The organism is Pseudomonas sp. GV105 (assembly GCF_003058185.1).
GTDB lineage: Bacteria > Pseudomonadota > Gammaproteobacteria > Pseudomonadales > Pseudomonadaceae > Aquipseudomonas > Aquipseudomonas veronii.
Window position 1 is genome coordinate 214,693 of sequence record NZ_QBUF01000004.1, and the last position, 26,519, is coordinate 241,211.

Below are 26,519 nucleotides of genomic sequence, written 5' to 3' on the forward strand. Positions count from 1 at the left end.
GACATGGCGTCTATCGAGCAGCGTGTTCAGGGGTTTTGCCCTCCTTGCCCAAACCATAATCCCGCAACTTGTTGGCAATCGTTGTATGGGAGACGCCCAAGCGCTTGCCCAACTGCCGACTACTGGGATGTTCGGCATACAGACTTTCCAGCACGGCCTTTTCAAACCGGCCGACGATGGCTTCCAGGCCGCCCTCCAGAGAGAAATCGCCAAGCGGCTGACGCACGCCATAGTCCGGCAGACGAATGTGTTCAGCCTTGACCGTCCCGCCCTCACACAGCGAAACCGCCTGGAACAGGACGTTTTCCAGCTGCCGTACATTGCCCGGCCAGTGGTAATGACTGAGTCGCTCCATGGCCGCCGAAGCCAATTTGGGCAACGGGCAGCCGATCTGCCGGCTGGCTTGATCGAGGAAGTGTTCCACCAGCGGCGCCAGGCCATCGAGGCATTCGCGCAGCGGCGGGATATGCAGCGACAGCACGTTCAGGCGGTGATAAAGGTCCTGACGGAATTCGCCCCGCGCGCAGAGTTCCGAGAGGTCCACCTGGGTTGCGCAGATCACCCGCACATCCAGGTACACCTCTTCATCGCTGCCGACTCGGCGAAAGCAACCGTCCTGCAGGAACCGCAGCAACTTCACTTGCAGGCGCGCGCTCATTTCCCCGACGCCATCAAGAAATAGCGTACCGCCCGCCGTCAGCTCCAGCAGCCCCAGCTTGCCCTCGGCCCGTGCCCCTTCAAAAGCGCCGGGGCCGTAGCCGAACAGCTCGGTCTCGGCCATCGACTCCGGCAAGCCGGCACAATTGAGCGCCATCAACGGCGATTGGCCACGAGGGCTGGCCAAGTGACAGGCGCGGGCAAGCAGCTCCTTGCCGGTGCCGGTTTCGCCTTCTATTAGTAGCGGCGCATCCAGCGGCGCCATGCGTCGGGCCTCACGGACCACGGCAGCCATGACCTTGGAACTCTGGAAGATGCTGTCGAAGCCACGCAGCTCCTGCTTGCGCACATTGTAGATGCGCTCACCGACGCGGTCGGCACGGTGCAGGGTCAACACTGCGCCGGCCATGGCTTCGCTGTCGTCGTGTTCGGCGGATTGCAGCGGCGCGATGTCCGCCAGGAATACGTCACCCTTGACCTTGACCCGCAGGCCATTGATCCGCGATTTGCTCGCGCGCACCAGTTCCGGCAAGTCGAAATCCTCGGCGTAACGCGACAGCGGGATGCCCGGCACCTCATCCACCCGCACCCCGAGCAACTGCGCGGCCGCGCGGTTAGCGGCGACGATCGAGCCGCCCATGTCGATGGACAGCACCGGAAACTCCAGGGCCCCGAGCAACGCATTGAGTTCCATGTGCCGACGTTCACTGGGCATGAGCCCCACACGTTTTACGCCAAACACCCCGGCAATCGCCTCGAACTGCGGGCGCAAGGCCTGGAATTGCATGTTCACCAGATTCGGACAGAACAGGTAGATGGCATTGCCATGCTCACCGCCGACCTCGCCCTTGGCGACGTTGACGCCGTACTCCACCAACAGGTTGAGAATGTCCCGCAGGATGCCGATGCGGTTCTGGCAATGCACTTTGATACGCATGAAAAGGCCCGAAGAAGGGTAGGCGCCGCGTCTTTTTGTCGCTGGGCGCAGATAGTCGTCAAGATTATGTGACAGTCAGCCGTCTTTTCACAGCCCAACACATCAATGAACGGCCATTCCGTAACGAATACTTTACGAATATCGGTAAATTTTCCTACGGTCCCCTTGCGCAGGCCGCTGGAATCTCACCCCAATCGGGTTATCAATACGTACATCGCAGGACATAACAAGAACGAATGCCTAGCAGGAGAGCCGTATGAAGCAGACGCACTACGTGGCCCGCGAGCCCGATGCGCAAGGTTTTATCCACTACCCGCCGGAAGAACACGCGGTGTGGAACACCCTGATCACACGCCAGTTGAAGGTGATCGAGGGCCGGGCCTGCCAGGAATACCTGGACGGCATCGACAAGCTCGGCCTGCCCCTGGACCGCATCCCGCAACTGAGCGAAATCAACACGGTGCTGGCCGAGACCACCGGCTGGCAAGTCGCCCGCGTGCCGGCGCTGATCCCCTTCCAGACGTTCTTTGAGTTACTCGCCAACAAGCAATTTCCGGTGGCGACTTTTATTCGCACCCGTGAAGAACTGGACTACCTGCAAGAGCCGGATATTTTCCACGAGATCTTCGGCCACTGCCCGCTGCTGACCAATCCCTGGTTCGCCGAATTCACCCACACCTACGGCAAGCTCGGCCTCGCGGCCACCAAAGAGCAGCGCGTGTACCTGGCGCGCCTGTACTGGATGACCATCGAGTTTGGCCTGGTGGATACGCCCGCAGGCCGGCGCATCTACGGTGGCGGTATTTTGTCGTCGCCCAAGGAAACGGTGTACAGCCTGTCGTCCGAACCCGAGCACCAGGCCTTCGACCCGCTGGAGGCGATGCGTACACCGTATCGCATCGACATCCTGCAACCGCTATATTTTGTCTTGCCCGAACTCAAGCGCCTGTTCGATGTCGCCCAGGAAGACATCATGGGCATGGTCGAGCGCGGCATGCAGTTGGGTCTGCACGCACCGAAGTTCCCACCCAAACCCAAAGCGGCGTGAACCGTAGGTTTTGATACCAGGTGAATCTGTTCCCTGGCCCCGCGTTGCTTTAGGGTGACGCCACTGACGACCGTTTTCCAGACACTCGAATTCAGGACACCCCACATGACCACCTTGAACCAAGCCCACTGCGAAGCCTGCCGCGCCGATGCCCCGCAAGTCAGCGATGAAGAACTGCCGGTGCTGCTCAAGCAGATCCCCGACTGGAACATCGAAGTCCGCGATGGCGTCATGCAACTGGAAAAGGTTTTCCTGTTCAAGAACTTCAAGTTCGCCCTGGCCTTTACCAACGCCATGGGCGCCATCTCAGAAGCCGAAGGTCACCACCCAGGCCTGCTCACCGAGTGGGGCAAGGTCACGGTGACCTGGTGGAGCCACTCCATCAAAGGCCTGCACCGCAACGACTTCATCATGGCCGCGCGCACCGACGAAGTGGCCAAGGATGCCGAGGGCCGCAAATAATGCACTTCGATGCGATTGGCCGCGTGCCCGGCGACCCGATCCTCGGGCTGATGGACCTGTATGCCCAGGATGCCAACCCGAACAAGTTCGACCTCGGCGTGGGCGTGTACAAGGACGACCAGGGGCTGACACCGATCCTCCCTTCCGTGAAACTCGCCGAGCAGCGCCTGGTGGAGCAGCAAACCACCAAGACCTACATTGGCGGCCACGGCGACGCTGCGTTCGGCAGATTGATCAGCGAACTGGTGCTCGGCGCCGAGTCCACGCTGCTGCGCGCACACCGTGCCGGGGCGACCCAGACTCCAGGCGGCACCGGCGCCCTGCGCCTGAGCGCCGACTTTATCGCCCACAGCCTGCCCGGCCGCGGCGTATGGCTGAGCAACCCGACCTGGCCGATCCACGAAAGCATCTTCGCCAAGGCCGGGATCAAGGTCAGTCACTACCCTTACGTCGGCGCGGACAATCACCTGGATGTGAGCGCGATGCTGGCGACCTTGTCCACGGTGCCCGAGGGCGACGTGGTGCTGCTGCACGCCTGCTGCCATAACCCGACCGGTTTCGACCTGTCCCAGGCTGACTGGCGCCAGGTCCTGCAGATCGTGCGCGAGCGCCACCTGCTGCCGCTGATCGACTTCGCCTACCAGGGCTTTGGCGACGGCCTGGAGCAGGATGCCTGGGCGGTGCGCCTGTTCGCGAGCGAGCTGCCGGAAGTGTTGATCACCAGCTCCTGCTCGAAGAACTTCGGCCTGTATAGCGACCGTGTCGGCGCGCTGATCGTGTGTGCGGCGGATGCCGAAAAGCTGACGGACGTGCGCAGCCAGTTGGCGAATATCGCGCGCAACCTGTGGTCGACTCCGCCGGATCACGGCGCGGCAGTCGTCGCGACGATCCTCGGCGATGCCAAGCTGAAGGCACAGTGGAGCGACGAAGTCGAAGCCATGCGCTCGCGCATCGCACAGTTACGCGCCGGGCTGGTGGAGGCCCTCGCGCCACACGGGCTGGCCGAACGCTTTGCACATATCGGCGCGCAACGTGGGATGTTTTCCTATACCGGATTGAGCGCCGAACAGGTCAAGCAACTGCGCGAGAAACACAGCGTGTATATGGTCAGTTCGGGGCGGGCCAACGTCGCGGGGATCGATGCGACGCGATTGACGCTGCTGGCGCAAGCCATTGCAGACGTTTCGCACACTTAACCGAAGAAATGCAAAACCCAATGTGGGAGGGGGCTTGCTCCCGATAGCAATGGATCAGTCGCCAAATACAGTGACTGACACTGCGCGATCGCGAGCAAGCCCGCTCCCACTTGTTGGGCCGAGCCAGGCCTTAACCCGCGACCATCTCCGATTTCAGCAGCGCCTCTTTGGCCTGCGCATCCGCCAACCGATACAACTCGATATGCCCATCCCAGTGTTCGATCAACGCCGAGCACGACTCCACCCAATCCCCGCAGTTGAGGTAATCCACCTCGCCCACCTTGCGAATCTCCGCATGGTGAATATGCCCGCACACCACCCCATGCAATTCGCGCCGGGTCACTTCATGGGCGATGGCTTCTTCGAAATCGCTGATAAAGCTCACCGCCGTCTTCACCTTGTGCTTCAGATACGCCGACAGCGACCAGTAACCGTAGCCATACCGCGCACGCCAGTGATTCAACCAACGGTTCAACGTCAGGGTGAACTCGTAGGCCGAGTCGCCGAGGAACGCCAGCCAGCGGTGATAACGCGTGATCACATCGAACTGGTCGCCGTGGATCACCAGGAGATGGCGGCCATCGGCGGTGACATGGATGGCTTCGTCCACCAACTGGATGTTGCCCAGGATCAGCTTGGAGTAGCGACGCAGGAACTCGTCGTGGTTGCCGGTGACATAGATCACCTCGGTGCCGCGCTTGGCCATGGTCAACAGGCGGCGGATCACGTTGGTATGGGCCTGGGGCCAATACATGCCACCGCGCAGTTTCCAACCGTCAATGATATCGCCCACCAGGTACACCTTGTCGGCGTGGTAGCCCTTGAGAAATTGCGCCAAGTGTTCGGCCTGGCAATCCCGAGTGCCCAGATGTACATCGGAAATCCACAGGGTACGAACCCGTTGCTTGCGGCTGGGTGTAGCGAATTCGGCACGGGTCATGGGCATCCCTCGACGGTGTTTTCGCGAGCTTGCGCCCTGGCGATTAATAGCCCATGACAGCTGTGCGTCAGTCTGATGACAGCGCCCGCCGACGGCGAAGCGTTGTAGACTGGCAACCTGCTGCCCAGGAGAGCGCGATGAGAGCGTCCCTCACGCTACGCCACTACATCGAAGCACCCATTGCCCACAGCCATGACCATGCGCAGTTGGTCTTCGGCCTGTCCGGGCACCTGGACCTTGAAGTGGAGGGACGCGGCAGCCAGGTCCGCGAGAGCAGCGTGATGGTGTTGCCCTTCTCGGCCCACCACACCTGCGGCAGTCGCGATGGCAGCCGATGCCTGGTGCTGGACGTGCCCACCGAACACTGGGTGCTGCAATCGTTGGGCGAGCATGCCGATGCCAGCCGCCGCCTGCTCGACCAACCGGCGCGTCTGGCCCTGGATTCGCGGCAAAGCCAGTTGGTGCAATGGCTGGCGCACAGCCCGGTGGACGACCCGCTGATCGTCCAGCAAGGCGCGGTACTGCTGCTGGCCAGCCTCAATCATCCGCTGCCCCCCAGCGTGCCGGGCCGCCGCCTGCCCTACGCCGCGTTCAATGCACATATCGAACGGCACGCCGCCCACCCTCTGCAAGTCGCGGACCTGGCACGCCTCGCCGACCTGTCGGTGGCGCGCCTGCATGCCCGTTTCATCGCCGAGTGCGGGCAGACGCCCATGGACTTCATCCGCAGTCGCCGCCTGCATAAGGCCTTGGGCCTGTTAAGGGAAACGCCGTTGCCCATCGGCGAAATTGCCGAGCGCGTCGGCTATGCCTCGCAAAGCGCGTTTGCGGCAGCGATGCTGCGCGAATTCGGCGCCGCGCCCAGCGCGCTGCGGCGCACCACAAAATAGCGAGTCCTGCGCTAAAAATCGCCAGTCGGGCGACAGACACTCACGCCCCCAACCTCTAGACTGCGCGCCTGTCACCCCGTTGGTTCAAGGATCGCAATGACTCCCCGCTCAGCCCTCGGCGCCCTGCATATCGGCGCATTGATGTTTGGCCTCACCGGCGTATTCGGCAAACTGGCGGCCGCCTCGCCGACCATCATCGTGTTCGGCCGTGCCGCGTTTGCGGTGATTGCCCTGGCGATCTTTGCGCGGTTCGCCAGCAATGCGCCGTGGAAACAGCTGCAGATGCGCGACTGGCGCCGGCTGCTGATCAGCGGTGTATTGCTGGCGGCGCACTGGGTAACGTTCTTCATCGCGGTCAAAGTCGCCGGCGTGGCCGTCGCCACCCTGGGGTTTACCGCGTTCCCGGCGTTTACCGTGATCCTCGAAGGCTTGATCTTCCGCGAGCGCATCCGCGCCAACGAAGTGCTGCTGGTGGCCCTGGTCACGGTGGGCCTGGTGCTGGTGACACCGGACTTCAACCTCGCCAGCCAAGCCACGGGCGGCCTGCTCTGGGGCATCGCCTCGGGGTTGCTGTTCTCCCTGCTGTCACTGAATAACCGCGCCAGCTCCGGCCGGGTTCCAGCGGTACAGGCGGCGCTGTGCCAGAACGTGGTGGTCGCGCTGTGCCTGCTGCCCGTGGCGGCGCCGGGGCTGGCGGATGTGCGCGCGCTCGACTGGCTGTGGATCGGCCTGCTCGGTGTGTTCTGTACCGGCCTGGCCCACAGCCTGTTTGTCGCCAGCCTCGCGGTGATCAAGGCCCGCACCGCCTCGGTGGTGTTCGCCATGGAACCGGTCTACGGCATCACCGTCGCCTGGCTGCTGTTTGCCGAAACCCCGACCTTGCGCATGCTGTTGGGCGGCGCGCTGATCATCGTCGCCATCGTGCTTTCCGGCCTGCTGGGCAGCGCCAGCCAGGCCAAACAGCCGGCTGCTACGGCCTGATCTATACTCTGCCCATCCGCAACAGTGTGTCGTCGTCGACGGATAAAGACTTCTCGACGACAGCCAGGGTGTTTAACGGTGCTGCAAGCGAGTGGTCACGCCATTAACGCTATGCAGGAGTTGCATCATGGAAACACTTATCAGCTTGCTGGTTCAGATCATCAGCGGTGCCGTCGGCGGTAATCTGGCGGGGATGACCAAGCAGAGCCTGGGCACCGGGCTCAATACCTTCCTCGGCGGTGTCGGCGGCCTGGTGCTGGGCCAGCTCGTCTCGGCGCTGACGGGCACATCCGGCGGCGAAGCCATGGATGTGGCGACGGTCGGCAGCAACATCGTTGGCGGTGGCGTCGGCGGCCTGGTGCTGACGTGGGTCGTCGGTTTCATCAAGAGCAAGATGGCCGCCAAGTAGGGGCGCATCGCCCGGTCACCGCCCCTGTGCGGCGGTGACCTTCACACCTTGCGATCGTTGTGCCCCAGGTCGCGCTGCGGGTCGATCTGGTCGCGCACGCGCTGCTTGAGCACCTTGGCCTCCGGAAAGCCGCCGTCAGCCTTACGCTCCCAGATCTGCACACCGTCGCAGGTGATGCGAAAAGCGCCGCCGGTAGCCGGTTCCAGCGCCACTTTGCCCAGGTCGTCGGCAAAGGTACTCAACAGTTCCTGGGCCAACCATGCGGCGCGCAGCAGCCACTGGCACTGGGTGCAATAGGTGATGACGATCTCGGGTTTATTCGGCGACATAATTTGACAGGTTCCTGGCGTAACGGGCTGGGAGGGTCGGGTGGCTATAATACCGGCCTTTATCGTCCAGCCCCGAGATTCATGATGCGCCGCCTGTTGTCCTGCCTGTTGCTGTGCCTGCTGCCCCTTCTTGCCGAGGCGGTTGAAACCCCACGCCCGAAAATCGGCCTGGTGCTGTCCGGCGGCGCCGCACGCGGGCTGGCCCACATCGGTGTGCTCAAGGCCCTGGAGGAACAAGGGATTCATATCGATGCAATTGCCGGCACCAGCATGGGCGCGGTGATCGGCGGGTTGTACGCGTCGGGCTACAAGATCGATGAACTGGAAAAGCTCGCACTGGGTATCGATTGGCAGCAGGCACTCTCCGATGCGCCACCCCGGGAGGACGTACCGTTTCGCCGCAAGCAGGATGACCGGGACTTCCTGGTCAAGCAGAAACTCAGTTTCCGCGACGATGGCAGCCTCGGCCTGCCGCTGGGCGTCATCCAGGGCCAGAACCTCGCGCTGCTGCTGGAAAGCATGTTTGCCCACAGCAGCAACACGCGAAATTTCGACAAGCTGCCGATCCCCTTTCGCGCCGTCGCAACCGATATCACCACCGGCGAAAAAGTGGTGTTCAGCAAAGGCCATCTGCCCCAGGTGATCCGCGCCAGCATGTCGATCCCGGCCGTGTTCGCGCCAGTGGAACTCGACGGCCGACTGCTGGTGGACGGCGGCATGACCGATAACATCCCGCTGGACGTGGCGCGGGAGATGGGCGTCGACATCGCCATCGTGGTGGACATCGGCACGCCGCTGCGCTCGCGCAAGCAACTGGCCACGGTGGTGGACGTGCTCAACCAGTCCATCACCCTGATGACCCGGCGCAATTCCGAAGAACAACTCAAGGCCCTGCACCCCAAGGATGTGCTGATCCAGCCGCCTCTGGCCGCCTACGGCGTCACCGACTTCGGCCGCGCCAAGGACATGATCGACGCCGGCTACCGCGCCACCCGCGCCCTCGATGTGCGCCTGGCCCACCTGCGTCCCGCCGAGCCGATCGACCCGGAACTGGTGGCCGCGCGCGCGCCGGGCGAACGGACTCCGATCATCACTTCGATCAGCGTGGAGAACGACTCGAAAGTCAGCGACGACGTGATCCGCTATTACATCCACCAAGCCCTCGGCGAGCCGCTGAACCTGAGCCGCCTGCAAGTGGACATGGGCACCTTGTATGGCCTGGATTACTTTGAACAGGTGCAATACCGCGTGGTGAAAAAAGGCCACGACAACACCCTGGTGATCAGCGCACGCGGCAAACGCAGCGGCACCGACTACCTGCGCCTGGGCCTGAACCTGTCGGACGACATGCGTGGCGACAGCGCCTTCAACCTCGGCGCCAGCTACCGCATGAATGGCATCAACCGCCTCGGCGCGGAATGGCTGACGCGGGTGCAGATCGGCGATCGGCAAGAGCTGTACAGCGAGTTCTACCAACCGATGGACACCGGCTCGCGCTATTTCGTCGCCCCTTACCTCAAGGCCCAGGCGCAGAATGTCGAACTGATTCTGGACAACGACCCCATCTCCGAATACCGCCTGGAACGCTACGGTTTCGGCCTGAACGTCGGGCGCCAGATCGGCAACAGTGGCGAGCTGCGTTTCGGCGTCGGCGAAGCCTGGGGCAAGGCGGATGTACGCATCGGCGACCGCGACCTGCCAAGCGTGAGCTTCAGCGAAGGCTTCTACGAACTGAAGTACTCCTTCGACTCCCTGGACAACGTGTACTTCCCCCACACCGGCGAAGACATCGGCCTGGCTTGGCGCGAATTCGAACCGGGGCTGGGGTCCGATCAACGCTACCGGCAATGGGAATTCAAGCTGGACAAGGCCATGAGCCACGGCCCGGACACACTCGTACTGGGCGGCCGCTACGGACGCACCATGGATAATACGGACGTGGTGATATCCAGCTTCCTACTGGGCGGCGCACGGCAGCTGTCGGGCTTCCGTCAGGACGCGATCTCGGGGCAGAACGTCAGCTTGATGCGCGCCGTGTACTACCGCCGCCTGACGCCGCGCTCATACTTGCCGTTGGATTTCCCGCTGTACCTGGGCGCGTCGCTGGAACGCGGACGAGCGTGGAACAACGACAATGAGTTCGACAGCGGTTATATCAACGCCGCGAGTATTTTCCTGGGCTTCGACACACCGTTGGGGCCGCTGAATTTCAGCTACGGGTTCAACGACGACAATCAGCAGGCGGTGTACCTGAACCTCGGCCAGACCTTCTGAAACGCTGACCGTAAAAACCAAGATGGGAACTGGCTGGCTTGCGATGGCGGTATTTCAGTCGCCAGATCAATTGACTGAATGTCCGTTATCGCAGGCAAGCCAACTCCCACCTATTCGATCTCTGTTGCGCCTGACGTCAGGACTTTTCCAGATTCGCCAGAATGTGCCCATGCACGCGCATGCACACCCGCAGGTCCTCTTCATTCACGCCCACGAACAACTCATGGCGTAATGCAGTGGCGATGGTTTCAATCTGCTCGATCAACGGTCGGGCGCTGTCACACAGCAGGATGCGCTTGGCGCGCCGGTCTTCCACCACCGCCTGGCGCTGCACCAGCCCTTGGCTTTCCAGGCTGTCGAGCAAGCGTGCCAGTGTCGGCCCTTCGACGCCGACACTTTGTGCCAACTCACGCTGCGTCGGCGCTTCTTCGAAACGCGCCAAGTGCAGCAGCACCAGCCAGCGTGCCTGAGACAAGCCCAGCCCCGCCAAACGGCGATCCAGTTCGGCGCGCCAACCTCGGGACATTTGCGCCAACTGCATGCCAAAACGGTGTTGATCGGTTAACGGCATAAAAAACTCATGGTTTAGACTGAAAACAAAGTATGACTAATTATTAGTCAGCTAAGCATGAGCCATGTCAGTAGGCAAGCGCTCGTCTGTACTGATTCGTTTCATCGTCGCAATTGGCACACTAAATTTCGAACTCAGACTGCAACGCGGCACGCACACAGTACAAAACACCCTCGGGAACCCGCCCCGTGAACAGCGGTGCAATCTCCGCAACTGGTGGCAGTTCGCCTTCACCGTCCAGGAAGGCATCCTGGATTTCACCGAGCAAATCTTCTGGCAAATCAAGGGCCTGCTCTAACGACAACTGTTGCTTACCGATGGATTCGGCCAGCAGCGTGTAGACGTTTTTTTCCGAGCATTGCAACTGGCCAGCGATCTGGATCGGGGTCATGCCGGCCCGCGCCAGGCTGATCAATTCGTGGCGAATATCGGCAATTTCCTTCGGCGCTTCGGCCTGGCCGCCGAGCACTTCGAGGAAGGCCTGGCCATAACGTTCCAGCTTGCGTGCGCCCACGCCACTGACCCGGCCCATTTCGGCCAGGGTGGTCGGCTGCTCGCGCAACATCTCCAGCAAGGTCGAGTCGGGGAAAATAACGTAAGGCGGCACGCTGTGTTCCTGCGCCAGTTTGCGCCGCAGGGCACGCAAGGCTTCCCACTGTTCACGCTCCTCGAAGCGCACCAGCTGGCTGGCCTGGCTGGTACTGCTCTTGGCGGTGGTCTGCGGCTTGAGGTCGCGGCGCAGTTCCAGGCTCACTTCCCCCTTGAGCAACGGCCGGCAACTGTCGTTCAGGCGCAGGCCGCCGTAGCCTTCGATGTCGATGTCCACCAGGCCGCGCGCGACCATCTGGCGGAACAGCGATCGCCATTCGCCTTCGGCACGGGCCTTGCCGACGCCGTAGACCGAGAGTTTCTCGTGGCCGAAGCTGCGCACCTTCTCGTTGTCCTTGCCCAGCAACACATCCACCAGATGGCCGACGCCATAACGCTGGCCAGTGCGGTAGATGGCAGACAAACCCTGGCGCGCCGGTTCAGTGGCATCCCAGGTTTGCACGCCGTCGACACAGTTGTCGCAATGGCCGCAGGGTTCGGGCATGTCTTCGTCGAAATACGCCAGCAAGGTCTGGCGGCGGCAACGCGTCTCTTCGCAGAGTGACAGCATGGCGTCGAGCTTGTGCTGTTCCAGGCGTTTGTGGCGCTCGTCACCTTCGGAGTTCTGCAGCATTTGCTTGAGCATCACCACGTCTTGCAGACCGTAGACCATCCACGCATCGGCCGGCAGGCCATCACGCCCGGCGCGCCCGGTTTCCTGGTAATACGCCTCGAGGGACTTGGGCAGATCCATATGGGCCACGAAGCGCACGTTGGACTTGTCGATGCCCATGCCGAACGCGATGGTTGCCACCATGATCAGGCCTTCCTCGTTGAGGAAGCGCTTCTGATGATAGGCACGCAAATCGTTGGGCAAGCCTGCATGGTAGGGCAACGCCGGATAACCCTGCTCGCACAGGAAGGCGGCCACTTCGTCGACCTTCTTGCGCGACAGACAATAGACGATGCCCGCATCGCTGCGCCGCTCGGACAGGAACGCCAGCAACTGCTTGCGCGGCTGCTCCTTGGGCACGATGCGATAGAAAATATTCGGCCGGTCAAAGCTCGACAGGAAGCGCTCGGCGTTCTGCAAATGCAGACGCTCGACGATTTCTTCGCGAGTGCGCTTGTCGGCGGTGGCGGTCAGGGCGATACGCGGGACGTCGGGGAACAGTTCCGCCAACTGCCCCAACTGCAAATATTCGCGACGGAAATCATGACCCCATTGCGATACGCAGTGCGCTTCATCGATGGCGAACAGGGCGATTTCCAGGCTCTGCAAGAAGGCCAGCATGCGCGGCTGCACCAGGCGCTCGGGGGCCAGGTAAAGCATTTTCACTTCGCCGCGCTTGATACGCGCGGCCAGGTCGCGCTGCTGTTCGGCGCTGAGCGTGGAGTTCAATGCGGCGGCAGCAACGCCGAGTTCCTCAAGGGTCGCCACCTGATCGTCCATCAGCGCGATCAACGGCGACACCACCACGGCAAGGCCGTTACGCAGCAACGCCGGCACCTGGAAACACAACGACTTGCCACCGCCGGTCGGCATCAGGACGAGGGCATCACCGCCATTGGCCACGCGCTCAATGATCGCACCCTGGCGGCCACGAAAACTGTCGTAGCCGAAGATGTCCTTGAGGACGCGTTGAGCCTGCTCGAGCATGTAAAACTCCAAATATCGCCGAAATCCCTCCATACAGGCTGGCCGAAAAAGCGCGTATCTACGGAAAATAATCCGTAAGCGAAGTTTTCTCGGGTTGGCGCTGGCCTGCAGGGGGCATCACAAAACGCGGCAGTATACCCGAGCGTCGGCCGGCAAAGGGCGCGGCTGACGAACAGCGGCCGCTATCTAAAACCGGCCAAATATGCAGTGTGGCTGGCCTGGGCGCTCAAGAAAGCCTAGAATTCAGCATCGTTTATTCCCAAGGTAGTCCTTCAATGTCCTTCGCTGAGCAACTAACCCGCCTGCAAGCCTTCCTCGACGCCGATGAGCTGCATGACGAGGCGCTGGACTACGTGGCCGCCCACGGCTACCTGACCGCCCTGTCGATTTCTTCCGACATCGTGCCGGACCGTGAGTGGATCGACGCCTTGTTCGCCGAAGAGCCTCATTACGCTGACGCCGCCCAGCGCGAAGAGATCGAAGCCACCCTGCTCGCCCTCAAGGCCCACATCGGTCGCCAACTGGCCTCCGACGAGGAATTCGAGCTGCCGTGCGACCTCGACCTGGGCGAAGAGCCGGACGACTCCGACCTGCGCGGCTGGTGCATCGGCTTCATGGAAGGCGTGTTCCTGCGCGAAGCCGCCTGGTTCGAAACCGCCGAAGAAGAAGTCAGCGAAATGCTGCTGCCGATCATGGTCGGTTCGGGCCTGTTCGACGACCAGCCGGAGTTCTCCGACATCGCCGCCGACGCCAATCTGATGGACGACATGATCGTACAGATCCCGGAAGCCCTGACTGCCCTGTACCTGCTGTGCAACGCCCCCGACGAAAAACCGGCGCTCCTCAAGCCACGTCACCACTGAGTCGCACGCCCGTGATCGCCATGGGCAAGCGCTCGCCGCTCCTGCGTTACGCACTGCTGGCCATCGGCTGGCTGAGCGTAACGCTGGGCGTGATCGGCATCTTCCTGCCGGTATTGCCCACCACCCCCTTCCTGCTTCTTGCCGCCGCTTGCTTCGCGCGCAGCTCCCCGCGTTTCTACGCCTGGCTGGTGGAACACCCGCGCCTGGGCCCATGGATTCGCGACTACCTGGACGGCAATGGCATCCCGCTCAAGGGTAAGGTCTACGCCATCGGCCTGATGTGGCTGAGTATCGGTTTTTCCTGCTACCTGGTGCCTCTGCCGTGGGCCCGCGGCTTCATGCTGACCAGCGCGGTGCTGGTGACGATCTACATCCTGCGCCAGAAAACCCTGCCGCCGCGCTGAGCCTCTTTAACACCGTGCCCTGCGACATTAGTGCTCACAAGACCTTGGTCGACACTGACTAATCCCCAGCCATCATGCGAGACTGTCCAACCGGGCCCGAAATGCCTGGGCGTGTTTCTGTCCGGAGTTACCATGACGCTGTCCAGCGGGCTGATCGCCGCCGTTGCCTTGGCCTATATGGCCATTATGTTTTCCATCGCCTTTTACGGTGACCGCCGCCATGCGCCGTTGCCGCCGCGCATGCGTGCCTGGGTGTACAGCCTGTCGCTGGCCGTTTATTGCACCAGTTGGACCTTCTTCGGCGCCGTAGGCCAGGCGGCCGAACAACTGTGGGCGTTTATACCTATCTACCTGGGACCGGTGCTGTTACTGGTATTCGCCCCCTGGGTCCTGCAAAAGATGATTCTGATCAGCAAGCAGGAAAACATCACTTCCATCGCTGACTTTATCGCCGCACGCTACGGCAAATCCCAGTCGTTGGCGGTGGTGGTCGCGCTGATCTGCATGGTCGGCGTGTTGCCTTACATCGCCCTGCAACTGAAGGGCATCGTACTCGGGGTGAACCTGCTGATCGGCGCCGGCGCGGATGCCACCGGCACCCGCGCCCAGGACACGGCGCTGATCGTATCGCTGGTGCTGGCGCTGTTCACCATTGTCTTCGGTACGCGCAACCTCGACGCCACCGAACACCACCGTGGCATGGTGCTGGCGATTGCCTTCGAGTCGCTGGTCAAGCTGTTCGCGTTTCTCGCAGTCGGCGTGTTTGTGACCTACGGCCTCTACGACGGTTTCGACGACTTGTTCAGCCAGGCGATGCTGGCACCACGCCTGGAGGAATACTGGAACGAAACCGTCAACTGGCCCACGATGGTGGTACAGACCGGCGTCGCGATGATGGCGATCATCTGCCTGCCCCGGCAGTTTCACGTCACCGTCGTGGAAAACATCGACCCCCAGGATTTGCGCCTGGCCAAATGGGTTTTCCCTGCGTACTTGATCCTCGCCGCGCTGTTTGTCGTACCGATCGCCCTCGGCGGCAAAATGCTCTTGCCCGGCTCGGTGCTACCCGATTCCTACGTGATCAGCCTGCCCTTGGCCGAAGCCCATCCAGTCCTCGCCCTGCTGGCGTTCATTGGCGGCGCGTCGGCCGCCACCGGCATGGTGATTGTGGCGAGCATCGCGTTGTCGACCATGGTGTCCAACGACATGCTGCTGCCTTGGCTGTTGCGCCGCTCCAGCGCAGAACGGCCGTTTGAAGTGTTCCGCCACTGGATGCTCTCGGTACGCCGCGTCAGCATTGTGCTCATCCTGCTGCTGGCGTATGTCAGCTACCGATTGCTCGGCTCCAGCGCGAGCCTGGCGACGATCGGCCAGATTGCCTTCGCCGCGGTGACCCAACTGGCACCTGCCATGCTCGGCGCGCTGTATTGGAAACAGGCGAATCGACGCGGCGTGTTTGCCGGCTTGGCGGCAGGCACGTTCCTGTGGTTCTACACCTTGGTCCTACCGGTTACCGCGAAAAGCCTGGGCTGGTCGCTCAGCCTTTTCCCCGGCCTGACCTGGTTGCATTCCCACCCGCTCGGCTTGCCCCTCACGTCGCTGACCCTGGGCACCGTGTTCTCCCTGGCGGGCAACTTCACACTGTTCGTCTGGGTCTCGATGCTTTCGCGTACCCGGGTGTCCGAACACTGGCAGGCCGGGCGCTTCATCGGCCAGGAAACCAGCCAACGCGCCAGCACTCGCTCCATGTTGTCGGTCCAGATCAGCGACCTGCTGAGCCTGGCCGCGCGCTTTGTCGGCGAAGAACGCGCGCAGCAGAGCTTTATCCGCTTCGCCTATCGCCAGGGCAAAGGCTTCAACCCCAACCAGAATGCCGATAACGATTGGATCGCGCATACCGAACGCCTGCTGGCGGGTGTACTCGGCGCCTCTTCGACTCGCGCAGTCGTAAAGGCCGCGATTGAAGGTCGGGACATGCTGCTGGAGGACGTAGTACGGATCGCCGACGAAGCCTCCGAAGTGCTGCAATTCAATCGGGCCCTGCTGCAAGGCGCCATCGAAAACATCACCCAGGGCATCAGCGTGGTGGATCAGTCCCTCAAGCTGGTGGCGTGGAACCGCCGTTACCTGGAGCTGTTCAACTACCCCGAGGGATTGATCAGCGTCGGCCGGCCGATTGCCGACATCATTCGCTATAACGCCGAGCGCGGCTTGTGCGGACCGGGTGAGGCCGAAGTGCATGTGGCGCGACGCCTGCACTGGATGCGCCAAGGCCGCGCGCACACCTCCGAACGCCTGTTCCCGAATGGACGGGTGATTGAACTGATCGGCAACCCGATGCCCGGCGGCGGTTTCGTCATGAGCTTCACCGACATCACCGCGTTCCGCGAGGCCGAACACGCACTGACCGAGGCGAACGAGGGCTTGGAACGACGGGTCACCGAGCGGACACACGAGCTGTCGCAGCTCAACGTGGCGCTCACCGATGCCAAGGGCGTGGCCGAGTCCGCGAACCAATCGAAGACGCGCTTTCTCGCAGCGGTCAGCCATGACCTGATGCAACCGCTGAACGCTGCACGCCTGTTCTCCGCCGCCCTCTCCCACCAGAACGACGGCCTGTCGAGCGAAGCCCGGCAACTGGTGCAACACCTCGACAGCTCGCTACGTTCCGCCGAAGACCTGATCAGCGACCTGCTGGACATCTCGCGCCTGGAAAACGGCAAGATCAATCCGCAACGCCAGCCGTTCGTGCTCAACGAACTGTTCGACACCCTCGGCGCCGAATTCAAGGCGCTCGCCCAGGAACAAGGCCTGCGCTTCCGCTTGCGCGGCAGTCATTTGCGCGTGGACAGTGACATCAAGTTGCTGCGCCGGATTTTGCAGAACTTTCTGACGAATGCTTTCCGCTATGCCGACGGCCCAGTGCTGCTGGGTGTACGCCGACACCAGGGCGAGTTGAGCCTGGAAGTCTGGGATCGCGGCCCCGGCATTCCGCAGGATAAACAGAAGGTGATTTTCGAGGAGTTCAAACGTCTGGACAGCCACCAGACCCGCGCCGAAAAGGGCCTCGGCCTGGGCCTGGCGATTGCCGATGGCCTGTGTCGCGTATTGGACCATCGCCTGAGCGTGCGCTCATGGCCGGGCAAGGGCAGCGTATTCAGCGTGCGCGTGCCGCTGGCTCGCAACCAGACCAGCACACCGGTCAAGACCGCGCAGGAAACCGGTCTGCCCCTGAGCGGCGCGCGGGTGCTGTGTGTGGATAACGAAGAAAGCATCCTGATAGGCATGCGCAGCCTGCTGACGCGCTGGGGCTGCGAAGTATGGACCGCCACCGACCAGGCACAATGCGCGGCGCTGCTGGCCGACGGCGTGCGCCCACAACTGGCGCTGGTGGATTACCACCTGGACCACGGCGAAACCGGCACGGAGTTGATGGGCTGGCTACGCACACAGTTGGCGGAGCCGATTCCCGGCGTGGTCATCAGCGCCGACGGTCGTCCGGAGATGGTGGCGCAAGTGCATGCGGCGGGGCTGGATTATCTGGCCAAACCGGTGAAGCCGGCGGCGTTGCGCGCCTTGCTCAGCCGGCATCTGCCCCTTTGATCAGCCACCTATTCGGGCAGGTGCGCCACCCCGTCGGAGTCGGTCATTGCCCGCTCCAGCAGGTCGGCGGGCAAGCTTTTGCTGGCGCGGGCGCCGAGCAACCTTAACTGTTCGGTGCGGCTGACCAGATTACCGCGACCATCTGTCAGCTTATTCCGCGCTGCGCTGTAAGCCTTATCCAATTGCTGCAGACGGTTACCCACTTCATCCAGGTCCTGGATAAACAGCACGAACTTGTCGTACAGCCAGCCGGCGCGCTCAGCGATTTCCCGGGCGTTCTGGCTCTGGCGTTCCTGCTTCCACAGGCTGTCGATGACCCGCAGGGTGGCGAGCAAGGTGGTGGGGCTGACGATGACGATATGACGGTCGAAGGCTTCTTGGAACAGGTTGGGCTCAGCCTGCAAGGCCGCCGAAAAAGCGGCTTCAATCGGCACGAACAGCAACACGAAATCCAGGCTGTGCAAGCCCTCCAGGCGTTTGTAGTCTTTACCGGCCAAGCCTTTGACGTGATTGCGCAGAGACAGCACATGCTGTTTGAGCGCCGCCTGGCCGATCACCTCGTCGTCCGCCGCCACGTACTGCTGATAGGCCGTCAGGCTGACCTTGGAGTCCACCACCACCTGTTTGTCACCGGGCAACATGATCAGCACGTCCGGCTGGAAGCGCTCACCGTCCGGACCTTTCAGGCTGACCTGGGTCTGGTACTCGCGGCCCTTCTCCAGGCCGGCGTGTTCCAGCACGCGCTCAAGGATCAGTTCACCCCAGTTGCCCTGGGTTTTCTGGCCTTTCAGCGCACGGGTCAAATTCGTGGCTTCGTCCGACAGACGCAGGTTCAGTTGCTGCAGGCGTTCAAGCTCCTTGCCCAGGGAAAAGCGTTCGCGGGCTTCATTCTGATAGCTTTCTTCGACACGCTTTTCGAAGGACTGGATGCGTTCTTTCAAGGGATCGAGCAACTGTCCGAGGCGCTCCTGACTGGTTTCGGCGAAGCGCTGTTCGCGCTCGTCGAAAATCTTCCCGGCCAGCTCGGCGAACTGCGCCCGCAATTCGTCCCGCGAGCCCTGCAGGTCGGCGAGGCGTTGCTGATGGCTGTCCTGTTGCTCGCGCAGCTCCGCACGCAAGGCCGCCGACAACGCGTCAAGGCGACGCAGTTCGGCTTCCTTGGCGCTGCGGTCGAGGTTCCAGGCGTGGGCGGCGTCGCGGGCATTGTCGCGATCGATCTGCAGCAATTCGACTTCGCGGCGCACGGCGGCCAGGTCTGCCTGCTTGGCGGCGTTGGCCTGGCTGAGGTCGCTGATTTCGTCACGGCTGGCGTCCAGTTGGGCCGCCAACCCTTCCTGGGCCAGTTGCGCGGTGGTCAGGCGCTCTTCAAGCAATTCCCAGCCGGCCATGCGCGCGGCCAGACGGCGCTGAAGCTGCCAGCACACGGCCAATAACGGCACTGCCGCGCCAGCAAGTCCCAGGGCAATACTGGTCCAGTCAAAAGCCATAGCCATGTCTGCCATCACCGAAAAAGAGCAAGGTTAACCAAGCAAGGGGGTTGAGGACAGCTCAGTCTTCGACCTGGCCCAATTCACGCTGGGCGCGGCGGTCACCGGCACGGGCAGCCAGGCGCAGCAGGTCGTGGCCGATGCGGCGGTCGCGGGCATTGTCGCATTCGCGGCACATCAATTGGCCGAGTCGGCTTTGCGCTGCGACCACGCCATCACGGGCCGGCTGTTTGAGCAAGCGCCCGGCAAAATGTTTGATGTTGGTGCTGTGACCAAGACGCGGGCTGTCGAGCAACCACAAGGCCACTTTCAAGGAGAAACGTTTGGGTGGGGTAACAACCGGAGGGGTGTCGGTAACAGAAGATGATACTGAGCGAAACTTCATAAAGCACTGCGGGACAGAACGGAAGGCGCGCCACTCTACTCTTTTTTTCGTACAGGTAAAGCCGAAAAAACCCTGCACGCCCGTGCTAGAGCAAGCGCTCGGGACAATCCACAGAAGCTGTGGATAACTCAGTGGACAACCCACCTTTAACTCGCGCAAAGCCCCATGGAATGGGGGCCGCAGTCAAACTGACGATTTTTTCACCAATAAAAAAAAGCGATATTTTTCATTGACTTAAATTTTCATTACAGGCAAATGGGGCCCGATGGAAACACTTGACAGAACGGTGACACATACCGTGAACAATGTGTACAAGTCCCTTTGCTCCGGTTATATCGCCAAGGTTTTTTGATCCGACATGGCTTGAATATGTTACTGGCACGGCCAGGCAGGGACTTTTCAAATTCAATGCGGGTCGCCACACTGCCGCACCTACAACGCAACCATGTACGGGTCGATGAAAGGAATTCTGTTATTCACCGTGTTGCTGCTGGCCATTTGCGCGACCTCCCTGGGAATCAACGCCGCTCTGCCTTCGCCGGACGGCGCATTGTTTGCGATCGCGATCCTGCTCTCCGCCGCGTTCACCGCCGCCAGCCTGTGCATCGAGTTGGGCGAGGGCCGGATCAATGACATGGGCGATGTCATGAAAATGATCGAGACCGGCCAGTCCCTGCGCCTGACCCTGGCCGCGTATGCGCTGGGCTGCTCGCTGGCGGCAGCCGTCACGGTGCTGGTGTATCACGGGGTGCTGGAGGGCTGACTGAAGTTTTTTTACCGATACGCTTCCATTCCCCGCTTCGATCCGTTACTATCCGCGGCGTTAGTACCAAGCTGAAAGTCAATTCTGGTCGAACAACTCCCCTGAACAACACGGGATCGACCACCTTGATGGTTTCCAGGTATCACTTGCGACGACACAGCCTTTGAACAAGCAAAGGGTGTCGCGAAGTCTCAATACTCTGACCGAACCAACCTGCCAATTGATCAGGATCTTCACCCCGGGCCCAGAACCTTAGCCCCTGTTGTGTTGCCTGCCCTCCTAAGTACCTACCTGCCAGCCCAAGCGCGCCTAAACTATTAGCGCTTCAAACTGGCTGCTTTGTTCCAGTCGGGTTCTTCGTTCGATCAATAGTGATCGACGTCACTGGAACGTTTTAACGTTGCGCGGTTCTTAACCGTGTCATTTGTAGGAACACCCATAATATGTCCACTCAAATCCATACTCAGGACGCCATTCGCGCCCTCACCAACGCTTTTGCACCAATGAACTGCCTGATCATGGCCGCTCGCAAAGGCTGCTTCAGCTTCACCCTGGTCAACGAACACGGCATCGCTCGTCACAGCGAACGCCTGTACCCCGATCAATACTCCAGCGCAGAGCCGCTGCAGGCCGTGATCGAGCGTACCCGTCAGGCACTGATTGCCTGATCGACCGAAGTCGCTGAAACCCAAAAACCCTGTTTAACAAGCAGGGTTTTTTATTGCCCGGTATTCAGGTTTTGAATATTTGCACTCAGCACGAATAGATATAAACGTTATAACTGAATAAAGAAGATGTTTTTAAAACAGTCCTTTACACCACGAATATGACACTACACTTCAACTCAAGCGGCATGATCCGCTTCCGACGGGCCTGAGATCCGATCCACCGCTGCCAAGCCCCCACCCGCTCAGGCTTCGTCGACCACTTTCACGGACAGAGGCGAGTATGGGTATCGCTGCCAGCGAATTGTGTCGTTATGTGATCAGGCCGACGCTTGTTTACCTCGGGCGCCACGACCAGACCGCTGAATCCCTGCTGCTGGGTATTGCCGCCAGCCAGTCGGAACTTGGCTCCGCCTTGCACGACCGTCGCGGCCACGGCCTCTACAGCATCTCCGACCAGCGTCACCGCGCCTTATGGGACACCTACCTGGCGCTGGACCCCGAACGCGCCAGCCTGGTACGCGGCCTGGCCAGCCAGCACGCCTTCCTTGGCGCGCCCCAGCTTGAGCTGACCGTCAACCTGCGTTATGCCACCGCCATCGCCTGGTTACTGGTGGAACAACAGCGCCCCGCCTTGCCCGAACCGGGTGACATATTGGCCATGGCGCGTATCTGGAAAGAAATATTTCACCCTCAAGGCCGTCTTCGCGATTTCACCCACGCCTGGAAAACCTGTGTTTCATCCATGAATCAGGTGACCTGCTGATCGGGCAATTTACAAAATCCGGTAAAATGCGGCGATTTTGGTAGGATTGTCCTACAAAACGGCTCTATCTCCTGTGTTACAGCCTATAGCGCGATGTGTAATTTGTTGATACTTTCCGCTGCGGTGATCACACGGAGTTCTAATAATGAAAAAAGTAATGCTCAAGACCACACTTAGCCTCGCCGTTGCCATGGCCTCTTCCCACGTCTTCGCAAGTGGCTTTGCCCTTAACGAACAAGACGTCGCCGGGATGGGTACGGGCTTCGCAGGACGCTCTTCTACCGCCGAAAACGCAAGCACTGTCTACGGTAACCCTGCTGGTATGGCTCGCCTGGAAGGCCAACAAATTACCGGTGGTTTCGCGGTGATCGATGCCTCCACCGATATCAAAGATGCCGGCGGCCGTTCCAGCGGGACCAACAAAGGCGACATGGTGCCTTTCACTGGCGTACCTTTCGGTTTCTACACCAACAAACTCAACGATCAATGGTCTATCGGCTTCGGTGTTTATGCACCGTTCGGCCTGAAAACCGACTACGAAAGTGGTTTCCAAGGTCGCGGGTTTGGTAGCAAGAGCGAAGTATCGGTCATCACCTTCCAACCGACTGTCAGCTACGCGTTCAATGATCGCGTGTCCATCGGTTTTGGTCCGACCATCAACCGTATCGACGGCACCCTGGAATCGCGGCCGAGCCTGGCTGGCCTGGGGATGCCAGGCGACAACAAAGTCAAAGTCAAAGGCGACGACACCGCCCTGGGCTTTAACGCCGGTATCCTGGTTCAAGCCACCGATACCACTCGCGTCGGCCTGACCTACCACTCGGCAGTGAAGTACAAACTCGAAGGCCACACCGACGTCACCAAAGCGTCCACGGTTCCATCACGAGTGCTGGCCAATAACCGCTACGACGCCTCATTGAAAGTCGACACGCCTGAATCCTGGGACCTGTCGGTGACTCAAGACCTCAGCGACGCCTGGAAACTGTATGCGGGTGCGACCTGGACTCGTTGGAGTCGCTTGAAAGACATCACCATCAAAAACGAAGGTGTGACAGCGGCTAGCGGAGGCGCATTGGCACCTGCGCTTGTCGGCACTATCACTGAACCGCAGAACTGGCACGACACCTGGGCTTACGCCTTGGGTACCTCGTATCAGGTCACCAAGCAGGTGGTACTGCGTACCGGCCTGTCCTTCGACCAGTCGCCAACCAACAACACCGATCGTTCGCCGCGCATTCCTACCGGTGACCGGACCATCTTCAGTGTTGGTATGGGTTACGCAGTGACGGAAGACCTGACCGTTGACGTGGCTTACTCCTACCTCAAGGAAGAGCCGGTCAAAGTCAACAAATCCAACGCACTGGGTTCCTACAGCTCCAAATACGAAAACAGCGCCAACGGTTTCGGCCTGGGCGTGACTTACAAGTTCTGACCTGCTTGCGCATAAAAAGCCCCGCTCTCCGGTAAAGGAGGCGGGGCTTTTCAATGGGTAACGATCAGGGTTTCGACGCCAACGCTGCCTCTACCGCCTTGAGCAAGTCCGGACTGTCCGGCTTGGTCAGGCTGGAAAAATTGGCGATCACCTTGCCCTGGCGATCCACCACGTACTTGTAGAAATTCCACTTTGGCGCGCTGCTCTGCTGCGCCAGCACCTTGAACAGATGCACTGCGTCCGGCCCCTTGACCGCCTGCGGCTCGGTCATGGTGAAGGTGACGCCATAATTCACGTAGCAGACCTTGGCGGTTTCCTCGCCGGTCTTGGCTTCCTGCTTGAAGTCATCGGACGGCACACCAATCACTTCCAGCCCCTGGTCCTTATAGCGCTGGTACAGAGCCTCAAGGCCTTTGAATTGCGGCGCAAAGCCGCAGAAACTGGCGGTATTGACGATCACCAAAGGCTTGCCGGCAAAGCGTTGGCACAGGTCGATGGATTCCTTGGCGCGCAACTTGGGCAACTGCCCCTCCAGCAACGGCGGGCAACTGGCGGCCATCGCCGCACCGCTAAAAGCAGCCATCAGGACGGGTACTGCAAGCCAGCGCATCTGCATGTCGTGTGTCCTTCAAAATAGTCAGACCACGAACTTAACAGATCGACATACCCAGTTGCATCAACGCCAGCCCACCGCGCTGCCAGCCCCACCATGCCAGAAGCAGCAGCAGCGTTGCCGCCGCGGCCCCAACGAACCAATACCCATTGGAACTCATGCCGCCTCCATCTGCGTCTGCAACCGCGCCACCGGCCGCTCGCGCACCGGCCAGTTCAGAGCGGCGGCGAGCAGGCTCAAGAGAATCGCCACTTGCCAGATCAAATCGTAGTTGCCGGTTCGATCATAGACCACCCCGCCCAACCAGCCACCGAGGAACGAACCGAGCTGATGGAACAGGAACACGATCCCACCGAGCATCGAGAGGTTTCGCACACCAAACAGCGTGGCGACCGTGCCGTTGGTCAGCGGCACGGTGGACAGCCACAGGAAGCCCATCGCCATACCGAACAGGTAGGCCGTGACTTCAGTCACCGGCGCCCACAGGAACAGCACGATCACCACCGCGCGCAACAGATACAAAGCGGTCAGCAGGCGCGGCTTGGACATGCGCCCGCCGAGCCAGCCGGCGGTGTAGGTGCCGGCGATATTAAACAGGCCAATCAAGGCCAATACGGTGGTGCCGGTAGTCGCCGGTAAATGCTGATCGACCAGGTAGGCCGGCAGATGCACGCCGATAAACACCACTTGGAAACCGCAGACGAAAAAACCGAACGCCAGCAACCAGAACCCGGAGTGAGAACAGGCTTCCTTCAGTGCTTCACGCAAGGTTTGCTGGCCAGCCATGACGGGCAGTGGCCGATCCTTGAGCATGCTCACCAGCGGCAGAATCAGCGCCACCATCAAGCCCAACGCCAGCAGCGCCGCCGACCAGCCCAACCAACTGATCAAACCCAGGGTGCCCGGCACCATGGCAAACTGGCCGAAAGAACCGGCGGCGCTGGCAATGCCCATGGCGATGCTGCGTTTTTCCGGCGGCACCGCACGGCCGACCACGCCCAGGATCACCGAGAATGAAGTGCCGGACAGGCCGATACCAATCAACAAACCGGCGCTCAACGACAGTGACCAGGCCGAGTCGGACATGCCCATCAATACCAGGCCGACGGCGTACAACACCCCGCCAACCAGCACGGCCTTGCTCGCCCCAAAACGGTCGGCCAGGGCGCCGGTGAACGGCTGCGCCAGGCCCCAGATCAGGTTCTGCAGGGCAATAGCGAAGGCAAACGTCTCACGGCCCCAGCCAAATTCGGCGCTCATCGGTGCCAGGAACAGACCGAAGCCATGCCGTACACCCAGCGACAACGCCAGGATCAGCGCACTTCCCACAAGAATCCAGCCACTGGTGCGCCACATCGAAGTCATTTCTTATTCTCCATTTACGGGTATATACCCGCTTATAGTCGAACAAACCCGCGCTCAGGCAAGTTCATCCAGCAAGGCCAACAGGGTTTCGCGTTTTTCCGCGCCCAGCCGATCAATCAATTTCTGCTGCGCCGCTTCCCACGCTGGCAACGCTGCGGCCAGTCGTTCTGCACCGGCTTCGGTCAACAGCACCAGGCGGTTGCGCAGATCGTCGCCTTCGACCAACCGCACCAGGCCTTCGCCTTCCAGCACGCGCAGGTTGCGCCCCAAGGTACTGCGATCCAGGCCCATGGCGTCGGCCAGGCTGGAAATGCTCGGTTGATCGAGACGCTGCAAATTGCACAGCAGAGAATACTGGGCGACGTTGATCCCGAAGCCGTCGAGAGCGCCGTCGTAATGCCTGCTGACGCCACGGGCGGCACGTCGCAGGTTGGTGCATAAACATTGGGAGGCAAGCATGGAACGTGTATATACCCGCGATTAAGGAAATGCAAGCAAGTGTTACAGCGCCAATCCGACCACAACCGCCACTTCCAGCAGCTCCAGCAGGGCGCCAGCGGTGTCCCCGGTGGTGCCGCCGAGACGCCTGACCATCAACTGACGCAAGCCGATAAAACACAGCGCCGCGAGCAGGACCGCGATCCCACCGCTGAAACCACCGATCAGCAGGCAGGCCAGGCCGCTGAGGATCAGCACCTGCTGGCCGACAATCCTTGGTAAGTGGTCCGACAATGCCTGGCCCAATCCTCCGGCACGCACATAGCGCGTGGTGAGAAACAGCGCGAGCATCGACGCACGCCCGATCAGCGGCGCGAGGATCAGTGCCGCGCCGTTGTGCTGCTCGATCAGCGCCACCAGGGCGGTGAACTTGAGCAGCAATACCAGGCCGAGGGTGACCACGGCGATCGGCCCGCTGCGCGGGTCCTTCATGATGGTCAGGGTGCGTTCGCGATCGCCGAACCCACCGAGCCAGGCGTCCGCGCTGTCCGCTAGCCCGTCCAGGTGCAAGCCGCCGCTGAGCAACACCCAGGCCGTCAGTAACAACGCGGCGTGCAGCAACAACGGCGCGCCCGCCAGCGCGAGGTTCAGGCCCCACAACAGCAGACCGAACAACAGGCCCACCAGCGGATAAAACAGCAGTGAGCGCCCCAGTTCCTGGGGTTGCGGCATGCCCGGCAGACGAATCGGCAGGCTGCTCAGGAACTGCAAGGCGATCCAGAACGGCAGCATG

26 protein-coding genes are annotated in these 26,519 nt (G+C 61.2%); 14 read left to right on the forward strand and 12 right to left on the reverse strand.

Features of this window, described 5'->3' with window-relative positions:
- Window positions 1-10: 10 nt before the first annotated feature.
- Entirely contained in the window at window positions 11-1,594 is a 1,584-nt protein-coding gene (locus tag C8K66_RS09455; protein WP_017845359.1) for a sigma-54-dependent phenylalanine hydroxylase transcriptional regulator PhhR, read from the reverse strand.
- A 256-nt stretch (window positions 1,595-1,850) separates the two neighbouring features.
- Between C8K66_RS09455 and phhA the strand changes: the two genes are divergently transcribed.
- The 3 genes from phhA to C8K66_RS09470 all read left to right on the forward strand — a co-directional run bounded on the left by phhA (window position 1,851) and on the right by C8K66_RS09470 (window position 4,300).
- Entirely contained in the window at window positions 1,851-2,642 is a 792-nt protein-coding gene (phhA, locus tag C8K66_RS09460) for a phenylalanine 4-monooxygenase (RefSeq protein ID WP_046382503.1), read from the forward strand.
- Window positions 2,643-2,747: 105 nt separating this feature from the next.
- Window positions 2,748-3,104 (forward strand): 4a-hydroxytetrahydrobiopterin dehydratase, encoded by a 357-nt coding sequence (locus C8K66_RS09465; RefSeq protein WP_017845357.1) that lies wholly within the window; start codon window positions 2,748-2,750, stop codon window positions 3,102-3,104.
- Window positions 3,104-4,300, forward strand: a complete 1,197-nt coding sequence (locus C8K66_RS09470; RefSeq protein WP_017845356.1) for an amino acid aminotransferase — start codon at window positions 3,104-3,106, stop codon at window positions 4,298-4,300. The genes C8K66_RS09465 and C8K66_RS09470 overlap by 1 nt, the downstream gene beginning before the upstream one ends.
- A gap of 130 nt (window positions 4,301-4,430) precedes the next feature.
- On the opposite strand, the gene C8K66_RS09475 is transcribed toward C8K66_RS09470, so the two are convergent.
- Window positions 4,431-5,240, reverse strand: a complete 810-nt coding sequence (locus C8K66_RS09475; RefSeq protein WP_017845355.1) for a UDP-2,3-diacylglucosamine diphosphatase — start codon at window positions 5,238-5,240, stop codon at window positions 4,431-4,433.
- 137 nt (window positions 5,241-5,377) lie between these two features.
- Between C8K66_RS09475 and C8K66_RS09480 the strand changes: the two genes are divergently transcribed.
- The 3 genes from C8K66_RS09480 to C8K66_RS09490 all read left to right on the forward strand — a co-directional run bounded on the left by C8K66_RS09480 (window position 5,378) and on the right by C8K66_RS09490 (window position 7,520).
- A complete protein-coding gene (locus C8K66_RS09480; RefSeq protein ID WP_057003857.1) occupies window positions 5,378-6,130 on the forward strand; it encodes an AraC family transcriptional regulator in 753 nt (250 codons plus the stop codon).
- A gap of 96 nt (window positions 6,131-6,226) precedes the next feature.
- Window positions 6,227-7,111: a DMT family transporter gene (locus tag C8K66_RS09485; protein WP_046382500.1), complete on the forward strand. Its 885-nt coding sequence runs from the start codon at window positions 6,227-6,229 to the stop codon at window positions 7,109-7,111.
- Between the two features lie 127 nt (window positions 7,112-7,238).
- The gene (locus C8K66_RS09490; protein WP_046488286.1) at window positions 7,239-7,520 is read left to right on the forward strand and encodes a hypothetical protein; all 282 of its coding nucleotides are present in this window, start codon (window positions 7,239-7,241) and stop codon (window positions 7,518-7,520) included.
- A 41-nt stretch (window positions 7,521-7,561) separates the two neighbouring features.
- Here the strand turns inward: C8K66_RS09490 and C8K66_RS09495 are convergent, their stop codons facing one another.
- A complete protein-coding gene (locus tag C8K66_RS09495) occupies window positions 7,562-7,849 on the reverse strand; it encodes a SelT/SelW/SelH family protein (protein WP_046382498.1) in 288 nt (95 codons plus the stop codon).
- 84 nt (window positions 7,850-7,933) lie between these two features.
- Here C8K66_RS09495 and C8K66_RS09500 point away from each other — a divergent pair, with 84 nt between their 5' ends.
- Window positions 7,934-10,123 carry a patatin-like phospholipase family protein gene (locus tag C8K66_RS09500; protein ID WP_108524699.1) on the forward strand — a complete coding sequence of 730 codons (2,190 nt, stop codon included), beginning with the start codon at window positions 7,934-7,936 and terminating at the stop codon, window positions 10,121-10,123.
- Between the two features lie 136 nt (window positions 10,124-10,259).
- Here the strand turns inward: C8K66_RS09500 and C8K66_RS09505 are convergent, their stop codons facing one another.
- Together C8K66_RS09505 and recQ are read right to left on the reverse strand one after the other, a co-directional pair.
- A complete protein-coding gene (locus tag C8K66_RS09505; RefSeq protein ID WP_017845349.1) occupies window positions 10,260-10,694 on the reverse strand; it encodes a MarR family transcriptional regulator in 435 nt (144 codons plus the stop codon).
- Window positions 10,695-10,815: 121 nt separating this feature from the next.
- Window positions 10,816-12,942: a DNA helicase RecQ gene (gene recQ, locus C8K66_RS09510; RefSeq protein WP_017845348.1), complete on the reverse strand. Its 2,127-nt coding sequence runs from the start codon at window positions 12,940-12,942 to the stop codon at window positions 10,816-10,818.
- Between the two features lie 275 nt (window positions 12,943-13,217).
- Between recQ and C8K66_RS09515 the strand changes: the two genes are divergently transcribed.
- The 3 genes from C8K66_RS09515 (at window position 13,218) to C8K66_RS09525 (ending at window position 17,812) form a co-directional block, all read left to right on the forward strand.
- A complete protein-coding gene (locus tag C8K66_RS09515) occupies window positions 13,218-13,805 on the forward strand; it encodes a YecA family protein (RefSeq protein WP_017845347.1) in 588 nt (195 codons plus the stop codon).
- Between the two features lie 20 nt (window positions 13,806-13,825).
- The gene (locus tag C8K66_RS09520) at window positions 13,826-14,209 is read left to right on the forward strand and encodes a YbaN family protein (protein WP_079445037.1); all 384 of its coding nucleotides are present in this window, start codon (window positions 13,826-13,828) and stop codon (window positions 14,207-14,209) included.
- Window positions 14,210-14,341: 132 nt separating this feature from the next.
- On the forward strand, window positions 14,342-17,812 hold the full coding sequence (locus C8K66_RS09525; protein WP_108524701.1) for a PAS domain-containing hybrid sensor histidine kinase/response regulator: 3,471 nt from the start codon (window positions 14,342-14,344) through the stop codon (window positions 17,810-17,812).
- Between the two features lie 8 nt (window positions 17,813-17,820).
- On the opposite strand, the gene rmuC is transcribed toward C8K66_RS09525, so the two are convergent.
- Both rmuC and C8K66_RS09535 read right to left on the reverse strand, forming a co-directional pair.
- The gene (rmuC, locus tag C8K66_RS09530; RefSeq protein ID WP_164887036.1) at window positions 17,821-19,185 is read right to left on the reverse strand and encodes a DNA recombination protein RmuC; all 1,365 of its coding nucleotides are present in this window, start codon (window positions 19,183-19,185) and stop codon (window positions 17,821-17,823) included.
- 175 nt (window positions 19,186-19,360) lie between these two features.
- Entirely contained in the window at window positions 19,361-19,684 is a 324-nt protein-coding gene (locus C8K66_RS09535; protein ID WP_057003854.1) for a hypothetical protein, read from the reverse strand.
- Window positions 19,685-20,141: 457 nt separating this feature from the next.
- On the opposite strand from C8K66_RS09535, the gene C8K66_RS09540 reads away from it, so the two are divergent.
- From C8K66_RS09540 to C8K66_RS09560, 4 genes are all read left to right on the forward strand, one after another.
- Window positions 20,142-20,447: a hypothetical protein gene (locus C8K66_RS09540; RefSeq protein ID WP_057003853.1), complete on the forward strand. Its 306-nt coding sequence runs from the start codon at window positions 20,142-20,144 to the stop codon at window positions 20,445-20,447.
- Window positions 20,448-20,890: 443 nt separating this feature from the next.
- A complete protein-coding gene (locus tag C8K66_RS09550) occupies window positions 20,891-21,115 on the forward strand; it encodes a hypothetical protein (protein ID WP_017845341.1) in 225 nt (74 codons plus the stop codon).
- A 280-nt stretch (window positions 21,116-21,395) separates the two neighbouring features.
- Window positions 21,396-21,878, forward strand: a complete 483-nt coding sequence (locus tag C8K66_RS09555) for a hypothetical protein (RefSeq protein ID WP_046382493.1) — start codon at window positions 21,396-21,398, stop codon at window positions 21,876-21,878.
- Between the two features lie 145 nt (window positions 21,879-22,023).
- Window positions 22,024-23,310: an OmpP1/FadL family transporter gene (locus C8K66_RS09560; protein ID WP_057003852.1), complete on the forward strand. Its 1,287-nt coding sequence runs from the start codon at window positions 22,024-22,026 to the stop codon at window positions 23,308-23,310.
- A gap of 64 nt (window positions 23,311-23,374) precedes the next feature.
- Here the strand turns inward: C8K66_RS09560 and C8K66_RS09565 are convergent, their stop codons facing one another.
- From C8K66_RS09565 to C8K66_RS09580, 5 genes are all read right to left on the reverse strand, one after another.
- A complete protein-coding gene (locus C8K66_RS09565; protein ID WP_017845338.1) occupies window positions 23,375-23,926 on the reverse strand; it encodes a glutathione peroxidase in 552 nt (183 codons plus the stop codon).
- A 34-nt stretch (window positions 23,927-23,960) separates the two neighbouring features.
- Window positions 23,961-24,083, reverse strand: a complete 123-nt coding sequence (locus C8K66_RS31230; protein WP_017845337.1) for a hypothetical protein — start codon at window positions 24,081-24,083, stop codon at window positions 23,961-23,963.
- Entirely contained in the window at window positions 24,080-25,279 is a 1,200-nt protein-coding gene (locus tag C8K66_RS09570; protein ID WP_162231515.1) for an MFS transporter, read from the reverse strand. The genes C8K66_RS31230 and C8K66_RS09570 overlap by 4 nt, the downstream gene beginning before the upstream one ends.
- 63 nt (window positions 25,280-25,342) lie before the next feature.
- Entirely contained in the window at window positions 25,343-25,747 is a 405-nt protein-coding gene (locus tag C8K66_RS09575) for a MarR family winged helix-turn-helix transcriptional regulator (protein ID WP_017845335.1), read from the reverse strand.
- Between the two features lie 42 nt (window positions 25,748-25,789).
- Window positions 25,790-26,518 (reverse strand): adenosylcobinamide-GDP ribazoletransferase, encoded by a 729-nt coding sequence (locus C8K66_RS09580; RefSeq protein WP_017845334.1) that lies wholly within the window; start codon window positions 26,516-26,518, stop codon window positions 25,790-25,792.
- Between the last annotated feature and the right edge of the window lies 1 nt (window position 26,519).